The organism is Burkholderia sp. NFPP32 (genome assembly GCF_900119325.1).
GTDB classification, from domain to species: Bacteria; Pseudomonadota; Gammaproteobacteria; order Burkholderiales; family Burkholderiaceae; genus Burkholderia; species Burkholderia pyrrocinia_C.
Window position 1 is genome coordinate 129,421 of record NZ_FPJP01000017.1, and the last position, 13,575, is coordinate 142,995.

15 protein-coding genes are annotated in these 13,575 nt (G+C 67.5%); 5 read left to right on the forward strand and 10 right to left on the reverse strand.

The window, feature by feature from the left end:
• The first annotated feature begins 156 nt into the window (after window positions 1-156).
• On the forward strand, window positions 157-486 hold the full coding sequence (locus BT264_RS27165; RefSeq protein WP_072442481.1) for a DUF4148 domain-containing protein: 330 nt from the start codon (window positions 157-159) through the stop codon (window positions 484-486).
• A 157-nt stretch (window positions 487-643) separates the two neighbouring features.
• Here the strand turns inward: BT264_RS27165 and BT264_RS27170 are convergent, their stop codons facing one another.
• Entirely contained in the window at window positions 644-1,105 is a 462-nt protein-coding gene (locus BT264_RS27170; RefSeq protein ID WP_072442482.1) for a CBS domain-containing protein, read from the reverse strand.
• 176 nt (window positions 1,106-1,281) lie between these two features.
• Here BT264_RS27170 and ribA point away from each other — a divergent pair, with 176 nt between their 5' ends.
• A complete protein-coding gene (ribA, locus tag BT264_RS27175; protein ID WP_034180409.1) occupies window positions 1,282-1,932 on the forward strand; it encodes a GTP cyclohydrolase II in 651 nt (216 codons plus the stop codon).
• Between the two features lie 142 nt (window positions 1,933-2,074).
• Here the strand turns inward: ribA and BT264_RS27180 are convergent, their stop codons facing one another.
• The 4 genes from BT264_RS27180 to BT264_RS27195 form a co-directional block, all read right to left on the reverse strand.
• Window positions 2,075-2,461 (reverse strand): VOC family protein, encoded by a 387-nt coding sequence (locus tag BT264_RS27180; protein ID WP_034180408.1) that lies wholly within the window; start codon window positions 2,459-2,461, stop codon window positions 2,075-2,077.
• Window positions 2,462-2,744: 283 nt separating this feature from the next.
• The gene (locus BT264_RS27185) at window positions 2,745-3,509 is read right to left on the reverse strand and encodes a hypothetical protein (protein WP_072442484.1); all 765 of its coding nucleotides are present in this window, start codon (window positions 3,507-3,509) and stop codon (window positions 2,745-2,747) included.
• Between the two features lie 51 nt (window positions 3,510-3,560).
• Window positions 3,561-4,169 carry an acyl-homoserine-lactone synthase gene (locus BT264_RS27190; protein WP_072442486.1) on the reverse strand — a complete coding sequence of 203 codons (609 nt, stop codon included), beginning with the start codon at window positions 4,167-4,169 and terminating at the stop codon, window positions 3,561-3,563.
• Between the two features lie 211 nt (window positions 4,170-4,380).
• On the reverse strand, window positions 4,381-4,824 hold the full coding sequence (locus BT264_RS27195; protein WP_072442488.1) for a DUF4902 domain-containing protein: 444 nt from the start codon (window positions 4,822-4,824) through the stop codon (window positions 4,381-4,383).
• Window positions 4,825-4,897: 73 nt separating this feature from the next.
• Between BT264_RS27195 and BT264_RS27200 the strand changes: the two genes are divergently transcribed.
• Entirely contained in the window at window positions 4,898-5,617 is a 720-nt protein-coding gene (locus BT264_RS27200) for an autoinducer binding domain-containing protein (protein ID WP_072442490.1), read from the forward strand.
• A 45-nt stretch (window positions 5,618-5,662) separates the two neighbouring features.
• Here the strand turns inward: BT264_RS27200 and BT264_RS27205 are convergent, their stop codons facing one another.
• The 5 genes from BT264_RS27205 to BT264_RS27230 form a co-directional block, all read right to left on the reverse strand.
• The gene (locus BT264_RS27205; RefSeq protein ID WP_010089673.1) at window positions 5,663-6,370 is read right to left on the reverse strand and encodes an MgtC/SapB family protein; all 708 of its coding nucleotides are present in this window, start codon (window positions 6,368-6,370) and stop codon (window positions 5,663-5,665) included.
• Between the two features lie 307 nt (window positions 6,371-6,677).
• Entirely contained in the window at window positions 6,678-8,222 is a 1,545-nt protein-coding gene (locus BT264_RS27215; protein ID WP_072442492.1) for a TolC family protein, read from the reverse strand.
• Complete coding sequence (locus BT264_RS27220) at window positions 8,209-10,260, reverse strand: FUSC family protein (RefSeq protein ID WP_072442494.1); 2,052 nt, start codon at window positions 10,258-10,260, stop codon at window positions 8,209-8,211. The genes BT264_RS27215 and BT264_RS27220 overlap by 14 nt, the downstream gene beginning before the upstream one ends.
• The gene (mdtN, locus tag BT264_RS27225; RefSeq protein WP_072442496.1) at window positions 10,241-11,290 is read right to left on the reverse strand and encodes a multidrug transporter subunit MdtN; all 1,050 of its coding nucleotides are present in this window, start codon (window positions 11,288-11,290) and stop codon (window positions 10,241-10,243) included. The genes BT264_RS27220 and mdtN overlap by 20 nt, the downstream gene beginning before the upstream one ends.
• Entirely contained in the window at window positions 11,287-11,580 is a 294-nt protein-coding gene (locus tag BT264_RS27230; protein ID WP_072442498.1) for a hypothetical protein, read from the reverse strand. The genes mdtN and BT264_RS27230 overlap by 4 nt, the downstream gene beginning before the upstream one ends.
• 498 nt (window positions 11,581-12,078) lie before the next feature.
• On the opposite strand from BT264_RS27230, the gene BT264_RS27235 reads away from it, so the two are divergent.
• Both BT264_RS27235 and BT264_RS27240 read left to right on the forward strand, forming a co-directional pair.
• Window positions 12,079-13,227: a metallophosphoesterase gene (locus tag BT264_RS27235; RefSeq protein ID WP_072442500.1), complete on the forward strand. Its 1,149-nt coding sequence runs from the start codon at window positions 12,079-12,081 to the stop codon at window positions 13,225-13,227.
• Window positions 13,228-13,298: 71 nt separating this feature from the next.
• Window positions 13,299-13,575, forward strand: a 277-nt coding sequence (locus BT264_RS27240) for a helix-turn-helix domain-containing protein (protein ID WP_143156748.1), incomplete at its 3' end; no start/stop codon positions are given.

A 13,575-nucleotide genomic window follows, 5' to 3' on the forward strand; every position in this document is an offset into this window, starting at 1 on the left:
GGTCCATAAACAGTGGGCGATATTTTCCAAAATCGCAACGCTGTATGTTGAAACTAAGGGTTTCCCCTTGGGATGACGAGAACTACACTGATCTCAATCGCTTCAGACAGTCCTGCCGAGGCGACGTCAAAACAGAACATATTCCGGAGGTAAATCATGAAGTCGATCATCTACGCAGCCATCGCCGCATCCGTCCTTGCCGCCCCGATCGCATCGTTTGCACAGTCCGACCAAGGGCTGACCCGCGACCAGGTCAAGGCCGAACTCGTGCAACTCGAACAGAACGGCTACAAGCCGCTGGCGAGCGATTCGCAATATCCGAGCGATATCCAGGCGGCCGAACAACGGATCCAGCCGAACCAGCCGATGCTCGCGCAGGCCGATACGAGCGGCTACGGTGCGGTGGCGACGGGGGGCGGACAAGCTGGCCGCCGCATGACGCGGGAAGCACCGAATCCCGTGAACTCGGTCTACTTCGGCAACTAAGCTAACGTCTCCGGTCTGCCCGAGCGCACCGCTTAATCGACGAGACGCGCGCCGTTCGCGCGCGTCGTTCGCCCGCAGGAGCAGAACCTCCGTCGCCGCATGCCGGCGGCTTTCCGCCCAGACGCTTACGCGTTTGGGCCTTTTTTGCTGGAGCGGGTCAGACGGACGTAACCGCTGGCGTGCCGTGGATGTAGTGTTCGAGCTGGCTGATCGTGAACTGCTGATCGGCAATCACGCTCTTCACGAGGTCGCCGATCGAGATGAGGCCGATCAGCTTGCCGCCGTCGAGGACGGGCAGGTGGCGCATCCGGTGCTCGGTCATCAGCGCCATGCACTCGTCGGTGGACTGCGACGGTTCGACGTAGCGCACCTTCGCCGTCATGATTTCCTCGACGCGGGTGGCTTTCGATGAACGGTCCTGCAGGACGATCTTGCGCGCGTAGTCGCGCTCGGTGACGATGCCTGCGATGTCGTCGCCGTCCACGACCAGCAAGGCGCCGATGCCCTTTTCCGCCATCAGCTTGATGGCGTCGTAGACGAGGTCGTTCTTCTTGACGGTGTAGATGGTGCGGCCCGAATCCGGCTTGGCCTTGAGAATCTGCGCGACAGTCGTGCTCATTCGCTTTCTCCGTGTGCAGGTCGATGCAGGGAAGGCAGGCGTGATGCGCGTCACCCGATGGGCCCAGTATAGCCGGGCAGGCGGCGGCAGTCGCGTGACGTTTCCAGATTAGCGGTAAACTCCCGTCACGCACTATCCACACAACTCCTACATTCCTGAACGTTTCGATTGAATTCATGATGTCTTTGCGTCCCCAATCGCCCACGCCGGGCAATGGCCAGGCCGACGAGTGCGTGACGCTCGTCGCCACTGCGTCGCTGCCTACGCGCTACGGTACGTTCACGTCATACGCATTCCGCGTATCGGGCAGCGATGCCGAACATCTCGCGCTCGTGATGGGCGACGTGACCGGCGAGCAGTCCGTGCTGACGCGACTACATTCCGAATGCCTGACCGGCGACGTGTTCGGCTCGTACCGCTGCGATTGCGGCGAGCAACTCGATCTCGCGTTGCGCTACATCGCGGCCGAAGACCGCGGCGTGCTGCTGTATCTGCGCGGCCATGAGGGGCGCGGGATCGGCCTGAGCAACAAGATTCGCGCATACGCGCTGCAGGAGCAGGGGCGCGATACTGTCGAGGCGAACCTCGACCTCGGCCTGCCCGACGACGCTCGCGAATACGACTCGGCCGCCGCGATCCTCCGGATCCTCGGCGTGACGTCGGTGCGCTTGATGAGCAACAACCCGAAGAAGTTCGACACGCTCGCGAAGCACGGCATTCCCGTCTGTGAACGCGTGGCGCTCGCGGTGCCCGTGCGCGAGGAAAACGAGCGTTATATCCGTACGAAGCAGACGAAGTTCGGGCATTACTTCGAGGAAAACGAGTAATTACAGCGGGCGCACTGGCGCCCGTTTCTCGCTGCTTGTTCTTCCGATCGTCGTCGGCCGACGCGACGATCGCGATTTCCCCTTCATCCGTTCTGCATCCGGGTTCGTGACGTTACCTGAACGGCATACGTGCATCGGGCCGTCAGCGCCATGCGGCGTTCTGCAGCACGATCCTGTAGCCGTCGGCATCCTCGAATGTCTGGCCCGATATCTCCCAGTACGGATTGAACGACATCACAGGCATGAAGCCGTGCGCGGTCGCGCGCTCGCAGGCAGCTTCCCATGCCGGACGATCGGGCAGGTAGAAGACGATAAGGTCTTCGGGTGTTGGAGACGGCGCGATCGGATGGTCCGGGCAGTGCGTGAATTCGAAGTGGTAGTCGAGTCCTTCGCGTCCGAGCATCACGCCGGAAAAGCCGTCGTGATCTTCGAAGCGCGCGAGCACCGACAATTCAAGGGCGTCGCGATACATGCGCTCGGTTCTGGCAAGGTTGCCAACCGGGCGGGCAATGCGCAGATGGGCGTGCAAGTTGGACTCGGGGGGAGCGTGGCAGTCCCGCCGATGATAATCCGACCGATTCGGATTGTGGCGCGCCGGAATGCTCTGGCAGAGGGCGTCGGGCGGTATGGCCCCCGCAATTCGCACAGGCAATAAAAAAGCCCGCTGCTTGAGCGGGCTGAATCCATGTTTGGAGACATGGAGGAGACAGACGTAAATTTAAGGGAAAACCCGAAGATTGGCAAGCCCCCGTTGTATCGATGCAACTTGCTGCCGTACCGGCCGCCTCGCGTCGACGCAACCGATACCGCACTTACATGCCGCCGGCCCGCGCGTGCGCCGCAAACGCGCCAAACCGCTCCTGCGCGACAGGCAGCGCGTACTTGTCGCGCATCTCCGTCTCGATCCACGCACAGGCCTCGCGCGCGCAGTCGGTCAGCGCGTGCCGCGTCGCGTGTCCGTCGATGTCGTAGACGAAGCGCACGCCAACCTCGTCGTCGGCAACTTTCCGTTCGAGCTGGTTGAGTTGCAGTTGCGGCCCGTGCTGTTGCGACAGCGCGCGCAGTTCGTCGAAGTGATATTCGAGCCAGTCCGCGAAGAACAGCGCGTCGCTGTGGCACGGCAGGCGGAAAGCCGCGCTGCGCGATGGGCGCGGCCCGGCTTCGCCGGCCGCCGCGCGCGGTTCGCTGTTCGCGGCGAGGGACGCGTCGACGGGCGCGAGCGGATGCTGAATCCGCCGGTACGGTGCGTGGTCGCGCAGCGCATGCCACAGCAATTCGTCGCCAGCGGCGCCGGACGGCTGCATCGTCAGGTCATGGCGGCCGTCGCCGGCATGGGCGATGTCGCGGATCACGAGGCGCAGCGAGCACAGCGGCTCGTCCGCGACCAGCAGCGTCGCCGCGCGCGGCAGCCCGCAGACGAGCGGCGCGGCGCCGGCGGCACGAAACACGAGCCCGCGGCGGTCGAGCCGCACGAGCGGCAGCGGCCTGGGAAACGACGGATAGGCGACCGCGATGCGGGCGCCGTTGGCGCTCGTCAACCCGGGCATCATCGCGCGAAAGACCTGAGACTGGTCCACGTTGGTTCTCCTTCGTTACGATGCCGCCCGGACGGAAACGCGCGTTCCGGCTCAGGCGGCGATGGCTTGCCGGGCTGCCTGCCCCGGCTCGATTCCTAGTGCCGCAAACGTTTGCGGATCAATATCGATCCAGCACGCGACCACCAGACGTCCGTCCACCTGCTTCGGCGGGCCTGCGCGGTGCGCGTGTATGCCGATCCGGCGGAACAGCCGCTCCATGCTCGCGAACGTCACGCCGATCAACTGCCGTGCGCCAAGCTGCGCCGCGCATTCGACCACGGCCGCGAGCATCGGTCGCACGGCCCATTCGGCATTGCGCGGCCCGCCTTCGTCGTCGGTTGCCGCGAACCTGGACAGCTCCCAGACGGCCGCCGACTGCGGCAGCGGCATGTCTGCGGCGATCAGGTCGGCGAACAGCGACTGCAGCAGATACGGGCGCGTCGTGGGCAGCAGGCGCGCACATCCGCACACGTCGCCGCCGGCATTTCGCGCGAACACGTACACGGTATCGTCGCGATCGAACTGGTCGCGCTCGAAGCTTTCGTTCGCCGACGGGAGCTCCCAACCGAGTTGTTCGACGAACACGCGGCGCCGGTAGCGCCCGAGATCCGCTGCAAGTTCGTGTGGCAACCGCCCTTCTTCGTGAACGAAGGTCCGCATGGTGTCCTCGGATTTGTGCTTTTGTATGCATGCATTACATCGCGCGGCACGAGGAGGCGGTAACTGGTAACTCTTACAGGTTGGGCGGCGCAAAGACGCCATTTAGGACGTGGTAACGGTTTCTTGATCGACGGGATTGAAAAACCGGGCGCTTTTGCTTATAAAGAGCGCCAGCATCTTGGAAATTGTCAGATGAATGCGCAGCCGGTTGTCACTGGAGCGTCGGACCGGCATGATAGGCGTCGTTGCGACCGAGCAGGGCCGACGCGACCGCGGCGTGCCAGTCGATGCAGGCGAGCCGCGCGACGAGAGCGGTGGCCGTGCGGAACATGCCGATGTCGGCACCCGTGGCGTCGACGGCCATTACGTTGCTGCGGACGTCGCCGCCGGTGATGACGAACGTGCCCGTTGCGCGTTCGAGGTACCAGTCCCAGCCGACCGTCACGTAAGGGACGCCGGCACGGGCCGTGCGCTGCCATTCGGTATAGCCGGCGAGGCGTGCGTCGATCGCGTTGTCGCGCAGTTCCGCGAGCAGCGATGTATCGAGGCCGCTTGTGACATGATCGAGTGCAAGCGCGGCCAGTGCGCCTTCTGACAGGCGCACGTAGCCGTCCGGGGACGGGCCGGGGACCGGGTGCAGCAAAGGTGAAGTCATGCGCGGAATGTATCAGCCTCGAACTGGAGCTGGCACCTGACAAGTATGACAGCGTGACGTTGTCGGAGAACGAATGGAACTGCGCTGGCAGGATGCCTATCAACAATTCAGCGCCGCGGAAGACGAGCAGCAGCTCTTCCAGCGGATCGCCGCCTATTCCAGACGGCTGGGATTCGAATACTGCTGTTACGGCATTCGCGTGCCGCTGCCGGTGTCGAAACCGTCGGTCGCGATCTTCGATACCTATCCGGATGGCTGGATGGCGCACTACCAGGCGCGGAACTACATCGAGATCGATTCGACGGTGCGCGACGGCGCGCACAGCACCAACATGATCGTCTGGCCGGATGTCGACCGGATCGATTCGAACCCGCTGTGGCAGGACGCGCGCGAATTCGGGCTGTCGGTGGGTGTCGCGCAGTCGAGCTGGGCGGCCCGCGGTGCGTTCGGGCTGCTGAGCATCGCGCGCCACGCCGACCGGCTCACGCCGGCCGAGATCAATATGCTGACGCTGCAGACGAACTGGCTCGCGAACCTGTCGCATTCGCTGATGAGCCGCTTCATGGTGCCGAAGCTGTCACCCGCGGCGGGCGTCACGCTGACCGCGCGCGAGCGCGAGGTGCTGTGCTGGACCGCCGAAGGCAAGACCGCATGCGAAATCGGCCAGATCCTCAGCATCTCGGAGCGGACGGTCAACTTCCACGTCAACAACATCCTCGAGAAGCTCGGCGCGACGAACAAGGTCCAGGCGGTCGTCAAGGCGATCTCGGCCGGGCTCATCGAGGCACCCTGACGCGAGCGAGGGCGGCGACGCCGAATCCGGCAGCCGCCATGCCGCTCACTCCATCAACGGCTCCGCTTCCTTCGCGGTCCAGCTCACGCTGGAAATGCTCTTCTCCATGCTCATCCGGCTCGCGATCTGCTCGAGCTTCTGCTGATCCTTCGGATGCAGCTTCAGCGTCGCGGTCACTTTCAGCCGGTCAGGCTGGTCGGGCACGTCCTCGCTCGTCAGGCTCTGGAACGACAGCGGCTTCGCGTACATCGAGTTCGACAGCAGCGTGCGGATATGCACTTCGTCGGCGGCGAGGCAGATCACGGTGATCTGGTATTCGCGCACGAGATCGGCGTTCGACACGGGCGTTGCGTTGATCGCCTGGCTGACGCCGCGCAGCACGGTGTTGGTGAGCAGCACGACGCCCGTGCCGGCGAGCGCGGGCACGTAATGGCCGGAGCCGGACAGCACGCCGACGGCGGCTGAACACCACAGCGTCGCGGCCGTGTTGATGCCCTGGATCGAGCCCTTGTCGCGCATGATCACACCGCCGCCGAGAAAGCCGACGCCCGACACGACGTACGCGGCGATCTGCGTGACGCCTGCGACGCCGTTGCCGGTCAGCACGCCGAGCGTGACGAACAGGCACGCGCCGCTCGCGACGAGCGTGATCGTGCGCAGGCCGGCCGTGCGCTGGCGCATCTGGCGCTCGAGGCCGATGGCGACGCCGCAGGCGAACGCGGTGAAAAGACGGAGTGCGAAATCGAAAGTCATGGTTGTCCTGCCGTGCAAGGCGCGCATAGCGGCTCGCATCGCCGTGGCGCAATGCCGAAGGCGACGCGAGGATAGCCGTCATCGCGCGGTACTGTACCGTGCGTATGCGTCATTCAGTGTGAAACGGTAGGCGTGCGGGCTCGCGGAACGCGAGCCGGGGCAGGAGAACTGCGTCGGACAGGCGTTCAGGCGGCAAGCGGCGCACGCAACGGAGTGCTGCAACTGTCCACGATGGTTCCTGAAGGAAGAATGGGCGGCATTCTAGTGGGCGGCGTGCGCATGCGTCAACCGCCTGGCGGCGGTCGCGCTACTGCGCGGAGCCGATCGTCCCTGTCGCGAGCGCGAGCGCGGCAGCCGCCGACAGCGCGCCGGCGTAGCTGTCGACCTCCGCATTCCGCGCCGCGAGCAGCTGGCTTTGCGCGATCGTCGCATCGGTGACCGAGCCGACGCCGTTCCGGTACGCGGTCAGCGCCGCATCGTAGCTCGTCTGCGCGGCATCGACGAGCGCGGTCGCGGCGTCGTGCGACGCGAGGCTCGTCTGCACCGCGTTCTGCGCGGCGACGACCTGGCGGACGGCTTCCTCCTTGGTCCGCGTGAGGCGCGCGGATGCGCTTTGCGCGTCGTTGCGCGCCTGCATCAGCACGGCCGAACGCAGGCCGCCGTCGTACAGCGGGATCGTCACGCCGAGGAACACGCCGCCGCCGTAGCGGCTGCCGTTCAGGTTGACGGTCGGCGCCTGGTCGCCGATCGCGGGCAGCGCTGAGATGGCCGTGCCGCCGCTCGCATACGACGTCGAAGCGGACAGGAATATCTTCGGCATGAACGCGGCTTCGGCGGCCTTGATCTTCGCGCGATTGGCTTTTTCGAGCGCAAACGCGCCCTGCAGGTCGGGGCGGCGCGCGATCGCGTCCGACACGATCGCGTCGACCGACGAACCGAGCGCGGGCGGCAGCGGCCGTTTCGGCAGCGCGGCGATCGTCGGTTTCGACAGCGGCGAGATGCCGAGCGCGGACACGAGGGCGAGGTAGCTGTCGCTCTCCGTGCCGCTCGCCTGTACGAGCGCGAGGTTCGCCTGCGCACGGTTCTGCGTCGCCTGCGCGAGCTCGACGACCGTGCCGACGCCATGCTTGAGCCGCGCGCGGGACGCCGCGAGGATCGCGTCTGCGTTCGCGAGGCCCTGCTGCGCGCTGAGTGCGCGCGAGCGCGCGGCTTCGTACCGGTAGTACGCGACGGTCACGTCGTGGATCACTTGCTGGTGCACGGCCGTGAACGCGACGTTCGATGCGATCGACGCCTGTTCGGCCGCTTCCACGCGCGCCGCGCGGCCGCCGAAATCGAACAGCAGCCATTGCAGCGACAGCGCCGAGATCGTGCCGTGCACGGTCGTGTCGCTCGACGAGTCGCCGAGTATCGTCGACGTCGAGCCGTGGCTCGCCTGGTACGCGCCCATGGCCGTCGCGGACAGCTTCGGCAGGTAGGCGGCTTTCGCGATGCCGACCGCGAGCGCCGCATTGCGCGCGTCGTTCCATGCGATGCGCGTCAGCGGGTTCGCCGATTCGGCGAGGTCGATCAGCTCGGGCAGCGTGTACGCATGCGCGGAATCGAGCGCGGCAGGCGGCGCTACCGACGCGAGCGCGGGCGTGGCCGGCAGCGTGTAGTCGTGCGCGCCTTGCGCGGTCGCGCGCGGCGGTGCGGGCACGATGTCGCCCGCGGCCGAGGTCTGCGGCTGCCACGGGCGGTCGGACGCCTCCGGCGCCAGATCGATCGACGACGTCGCGCAGCCGGCCAGCGCGACGGCGGTCGCGAGGGCGGCGGCGGCGATCGAGGCGGCCGGCGGTTCAGGTAGGCGCATGGGGGGCAGGCTCCTTCGGTGTGGCTTGACGGGCGGCGTCGGCGATGTGCGCGAGCCGCGTGTCGATCAGGTTCAGCAGCGCATCGCGTGCGGGGTCGGTGGGGGCGACATTCGGCGGTGGGGCCGGCGGCGCGGGGGAATCCGCGCGAGGCGCGGCTTCATCGTCGTGCAGGTCGACCACGCGTGCGAGCCGCGCGCCGATCGCCGCGTCGCCCGGTGCGCGCTCGGCGAGCAGGAACAGCGGGCCTTCGAGCGCGCCGAGTTCCGCGAGTGCGCGCCGCCGTGCGGCGAGCCACGTGGCGGCCGGCCGCACCCACGACGGTTCGTAATGGATCAGGCCGAGCTCCTGCGAGATCGCGCCGTGGCGTGCGAACGCTTCGGCGGCCAGCGCGCGCCGCTCGGCCGGCTGCGCGATCTGCGCGACGCGCCGCCACTGGTCGAGCAGCGCCGCGAGCGCCGCGTCGATCTGCTTGCCGATGCTGACGGGCCAGATGCGCGTAAACACGAGATACACGACCACGTTGCCGAGCAGGATGCCGATCGTGCGATCGCGCGCGAGCGTCAGGTCGAAGCCGGGGCCCGCGCCCTGGATCACGCACAGGAAGAACGCGAATGCGACCTGGAAGCCCGCGTAGGCGATGCGCGGCGACCCGAACGCGACCCACGCGGCGAGCCATGCGCCGGCGAACACGAGCGCCGTCAGCTCGCCGATCGACGACAGCGACGGCACGACGAACACGAGCGCGGCGGTGCCGAGCAGCGCGCCGACGATGCAGCCGGCGATGCGCAGCGTGAGCTTCTCGACCGTCTCGGCCGTCGAGCCGAGCGACACCATGTAGCAGGTGATGAAGCAGGTATGGATGCCCGACCAGTCGAGCTGCGAGTACAGCAGGTAGCAGAACATCGCCGCCGCCGTCGTTTTCAGCGCATAGCGGACGTGGTCGGGATTGGTGCGCGCGTCGGGCAGGAAGAAGCCGCCGCTCGGGGCGGGCGGTGCGGCGGGTTCGGCAGGCGTGTCGGCGGCGTGCGCGTGGGCCGTGTCGGCCGAAGCATCGGCCTCGGCCGGTTCCGCGAAGTGCGTGATCGCCGTGTGCAGATCCGTCGCGACGACGCGCGCGAGCGGTGGCAGCGCTTCGGCTGCCGGTAGCGCGAGCGTCACGTCGACCGGATAACCGCCGCGTTCGAGGATGGCGGCCATCTCGTCGAGCGTCGTCGCGATAGGCTCGACAAACGCGTCGGGCAGCCGCGCATCGGGTTCGCGGTCGGCGAGCGCGACCGCGACGAGCAGCGCGGTGCTCGATGCGATGGCCTGCCGCAGTGCGACGACGTCGGCGGCCGCCGACGAGCCTTCGAGCTTCGACAGCTTGAGCCACGTGAGCAACTGCTTGTCGCCTTCGCGCAGGCTCGCGTCGAACGCGGCGCGAGCATCGCCGCTGTCATCGCCGCGCAGCCGTCGCGCGGCGAGCCGCAGCCGTTTCGCGAGCTGGGCGTGCACGAGCTTGCGCGGCGACGGTGCGATCAGCAGGTTGACGACGATCGCGACACCGACCGGGATCGCGACCATCAGCCATGCATAGAGCAGCGCGCGTGTCGCGGCTTCGCCGAACGGCGCCAGTCCGAGCTGGTCGAGCCCGAAGCCGACGATCATCGCGAGGATCGCGCCGACCGGGCGCAGCTTGCTGGCGGATGTCAGGTAGAGCAGGCCGATCGACATAACGATCATGCAGGCGACCCGCAGGATCGAATAGTCGATGCTGAAGATCGCGACGCCCATCACGAGCGCGATCACGACCGTGACGAGCAGCAGCATCGCGACCGCGAGCACGACGCTCGTCACGCGGTCGGCACGGTTCAGGAAGAACACGACGTACGCGGAGATCGCGGCTTCCGGCGTGCCGTAGCCGCTCGTCACGAGCACGACCAGCGCGCAGATCAGCGCGACGCGCACGGCCATCGCCGTGCGCCCCGGAAACGGTGCCAGCAGCCGCAGGACTTCGCGCGGGCCCGGCGAGCGGACGTCAGCGGCAGGCAGTGCCATGCCGGACCTCGACGATCGCGCTGGCGCCGACGCGCACGAGCTTGCCGTCGGGTTCGTCGAGCTTCACGCGCACGGGGAAGCGCTGCGCGACGTGTACCCAGTTCACCGAATTCTGCACGATCGGCAGCGAGCGCGGCAGGTTGATGCGAGCACTGTCCGCGATGCCCGCGCCGATGCCGACGACCTTGCCCGTCATCGGGCGGCTGCGGTCGATCATCGAATAGACGGTCGCGCAGTCTCCGACCTCGATGCGATTCAGCGACGTTTCGCGGAAATTGCCGACGGCGAACCATTCGCTTGCGTCGATCAGCGTGAAGATCGACTGGTTCGGCGCGAGGGTCTCGCCGGCGAGCACGGTCAAGCCTGTCACGAGCCCGTTGTGCGGCGCGCGCACGACCGTATCGTCGAGCGCGTGCTGCGCGCGGGCCAGCGCGGCCTCGCGCGCATGCAGCGTCGCGATCGCGTCGGCTTCGTCGCCGATCGTCTGCGTGGACGCGCGCTGCTGTTCCTGCGCCTGCGCGAGCGACACGGCCGCGTCGCGCTGGCGGACCTTCGCCTGGTCGAACTGCTGTGCGCTGACGTAGCCCTGCGCGGCGAGCGGCGCGAGCCGGTTCACGTCGCGCGTCGCGAGGTCGGCGTTCTGCGTCGCGCGCTTGACCTGCTCGGCGGCGACCGCCGCGTTCGAGCGTTCGCCGATCAGCGAACGGCGGCGCGTGTCGAGCGATGCGCGCGCGAGCTCGAGGTCGGCTTGCGCCTGTGCAACCGTCAGCCGGTACGGTACGGGATCGATTTCGTACAGCAGGTCGCCTTTCGCGACGCGCTGGTTTTCATGCACCGCGAGCCGCACGATGCGCCCGCCGACAGGCGACGCGACATGCACGACGTCCGCGTCGATCGACGCGTCGTCGGTGGACGGGTAGGCCGTCGTGCGGTGGTATGCGTACGCGAGCGCCGCGATGCCGAGCGCGACGATCGCGAGCGCGATCACGCGGCCTTTCATGGAGGGGCGGGCGGTTCCGGCGGCCTTCATGCGAACGGCCCCGTGCCGGTGAGCCAGACGAGCACGGCGATCACGAGCCCGATCGCGGTGCAGACGGCAAGCTGGTAAGGGACCGTGGCGGCCCAGCCGGTCGCGACGAACACGCGGTGCGCAACGATCGCGCCGACGATGCCGACGATCGCGCTGACGAGCCAGAGCGGGAAATACGCGCCGAACAGCACGTACGACGGTGCGCCGCGCGATGCGCAGCCCGCGAGCGGCAGGGCTGGCGTCAGGACGGCGGCGACGCGCAGGGGCGCGCGCGGCGTTGTTTTTCTCATGGTGTGACGAGCTCGACGATGGGGGGGATGCCGGGCGCGGCGCAATGCGGTTCGTCGCCGCGACGACGATTCCGAGATACGGGGCCGATAATAAAGCAGCGCGATGCGGACCGCCAGCCGTCCGTCTCGAGGGGGGCGGCACGGGCCACGGCCGGTCGCGCTGGCGGCGGTGCCGGCCAGTCCGGCATCGCGTTTCGGCGGGGCGGCCGGATCGCCGTGATTCTGCCAGCGCAAGCTCGTGTAGGGTTGCTAACGGACTGTAAAGGATGGTCAGATGAAAGAGGGTTGGCGAAATTTACCGCGCTGATGCGGCGGAATCGGCGTGGAAACGGCCGATCACCGCACGAAGCCGCGCGAGCCACCACCGGCGGCCGCGACCGGTCGTCGCGGCCGGGATCTGTGTACCATCGTGCGTATGGCGCGAAGCGCGGCACGGGGCGTCACGGCCCCGTGCGACGCGCGTCGCGGAAGCCGTATCGCAACGAAGGTGAGCGCTCCATGCGAAGTTTCTTTGTCCGGTTCATTGCAATCGGCGTGCTGTTCCATCTGTATGTCGGGATGCGGATCATTCCCGCCGCGTTCGCGTCGCCGGTCGCGCGCACGATCGCGGCGCTCGTGCTGGCGAGCTTCGTCGTGCTGATCCCGGTCGGCATGTTCTCGCGCCGCTTCGACGAAGGCTGGGCCGCGACGCTGGCAGGCTGGACCGGTGCGCTCGTGATGGGTTTCTTTTCGTCGCTGCTGGTGTTGACGTTCCTGCGCGAGTTCGTGCTGCTCGGCGTGTTCGCGTGGCGGCAGCTCGGGCACGACGGCGCGTGGAGCGGCGCCGCGGCCGACACGGCGCTCGGCGTGCTGGCGGCCGCGGTGCTCGTCACCGCGATCGGGTTTGCGGGCGCGCGCCGCACGGCGGCGGTCAAGCGCGTGTCGATTCCGGTCGCCGGGCTGCCGGCCGCGCTCGACGGGCTGACGATCGTGCAACTGTCCGACATCCACGTCGGGCCTACGATCAAGCGGCCCTATATCGAACGGATCGTGCGCGCGGTCAATGCGCTCGATGCGGACCTCGTCGTCGTGACGGGCGACGTGGTCGACGGTTCGGTCAAGCGCCTGCGCGAACACACCGCGCCGCTCGGCCGCATGCAGTCGCGGCACGGCAGCTTTCTCGTGACGGGCAATCACGAGTATTACGCGGGCGCGCATGAGTGGATCGACGAATTCCGGCGCATCGGGCTGACGGTGCTGCTGAACGAGCACGTGCTGATCGAGCACGACGGCGCGCGTGCGGTGCTCGCCGGCGTGACCGACTTCACGGCGGGCGGGTTCGATCCCGCGCATCGGAGCGACCCCGAGCAGGCGCTGGCGGGCGCGCCGCGCGACGTCGGCACGAAGATCCTGCTCGCGCACCAGCCGCGCAGCGCGGAAGCGGCGAACCGCGCGGGTTTTACCGTGCAACTGTCGGGGCACACGCACGGCGGCCAGTTCCTGCCGTGGCCGCCGTTCGTGCGGATGCAGCAGCCGGTGATCGGCGGGCTGAGCCGCTTCGGCGATCTGTGGCTCTATACGAGCCGCGGCACCGGATACTGGGGGCCGCCGAACCGCTTCGGCGTGCCGTCCGAGATCACGCTGATCCGGCTGACGCGCGGCGGCTAGTGTCCCGTTCCGTTGTTAACCGAACTATGTTCGCGTAGCATGTAGACGTCAACGGAACGGGAGACGTCAACATGGCGATGGGACGACCGAAGGCGGAACTGGTGCTGAGCGAAGACGAGCGCTCGCAACTGATGTCGATCGCGCGTTCTCGCTCGATTTCGGCTGCGTTGGTCACGCGGGCGCGCATCGTGCTGGCGGCCGCTGACGGCGAACCCAACAGTGCGATCGCGCAGCGCCTGCAAATCAGGCGCGCCACAGTGGGCAAATGGCGCCTGCGATTTCTGGAGCAGCGCATCAACGGACTCTATGACGAAGTACGCCCCGGCAAGCCGCGCACGATTGACGATG

Coding starts and splice junctions, on each gene's coding strand:
- BT264_RS27170 (WP_072442482.1), bottom strand. CDS start 1,105: ATGAGCACGACTGTCGCGCAGATTCTCAAGGCCAAGCCGGATTCGGGC.
- BT264_RS27220 (WP_072442494.1), bottom strand. CDS start 10,260: ATGGCACTGCCTGCCGCTGACGTCCGCTCGCCGGGCCCGCGCGAAGTC.
- mdtN (WP_072442496.1), bottom strand. CDS start 11,290: ATGAAGGCCGCCGGAACCGCCCGCCCCTCCATGAAAGGCCGCGTGATC.
- BT264_RS27235 (WP_072442500.1), top strand. CDS start 12,079: ATGCGAAGTTTCTTTGTCCGGTTCATTGCAATCGGCGTGCTGTTCCAT.
- BT264_RS27230 (WP_072442498.1), bottom strand. CDS start 11,580: ATGAGAAAAACAACGCCGCGCGCGCCCCTGCGCGTCGCCGCCGTCCTG.
- BT264_RS27215 (WP_072442492.1), bottom strand. CDS start 8,222: ATGCGCCTACCTGAACCGCCGGCCGCCTCGATCGCCGCCGCCGCCCTC.
- BT264_RS27165 (WP_072442481.1), top strand. CDS start 157: ATGAAGTCGATCATCTACGCAGCCATCGCCGCATCCGTCCTTGCCGCC.
- BT264_RS27200 (WP_072442490.1), top strand. CDS start 4,898: ATGGAACTGCGCTGGCAGGATGCCTATCAACAATTCAGCGCCGCGGAA.
- BT264_RS27205 (WP_010089673.1), bottom strand. CDS start 6,370: ATGACTTTCGATTTCGCACTCCGTCTTTTCACCGCGTTCGCCTGCGGC.
- ribA (WP_034180409.1), top strand. CDS start 1,282: ATGATGTCTTTGCGTCCCCAATCGCCCACGCCGGGCAATGGCCAGGCC.
- BT264_RS27195 (WP_072442488.1), bottom strand. CDS start 4,824: ATGACTTCACCTTTGCTGCACCCGGTCCCCGGCCCGTCCCCGGACGGC.
- BT264_RS27190 (WP_072442486.1), bottom strand. CDS start 4,169: ATGCGGACCTTCGTTCACGAAGAAGGGCGGTTGCCACACGAACTTGCA.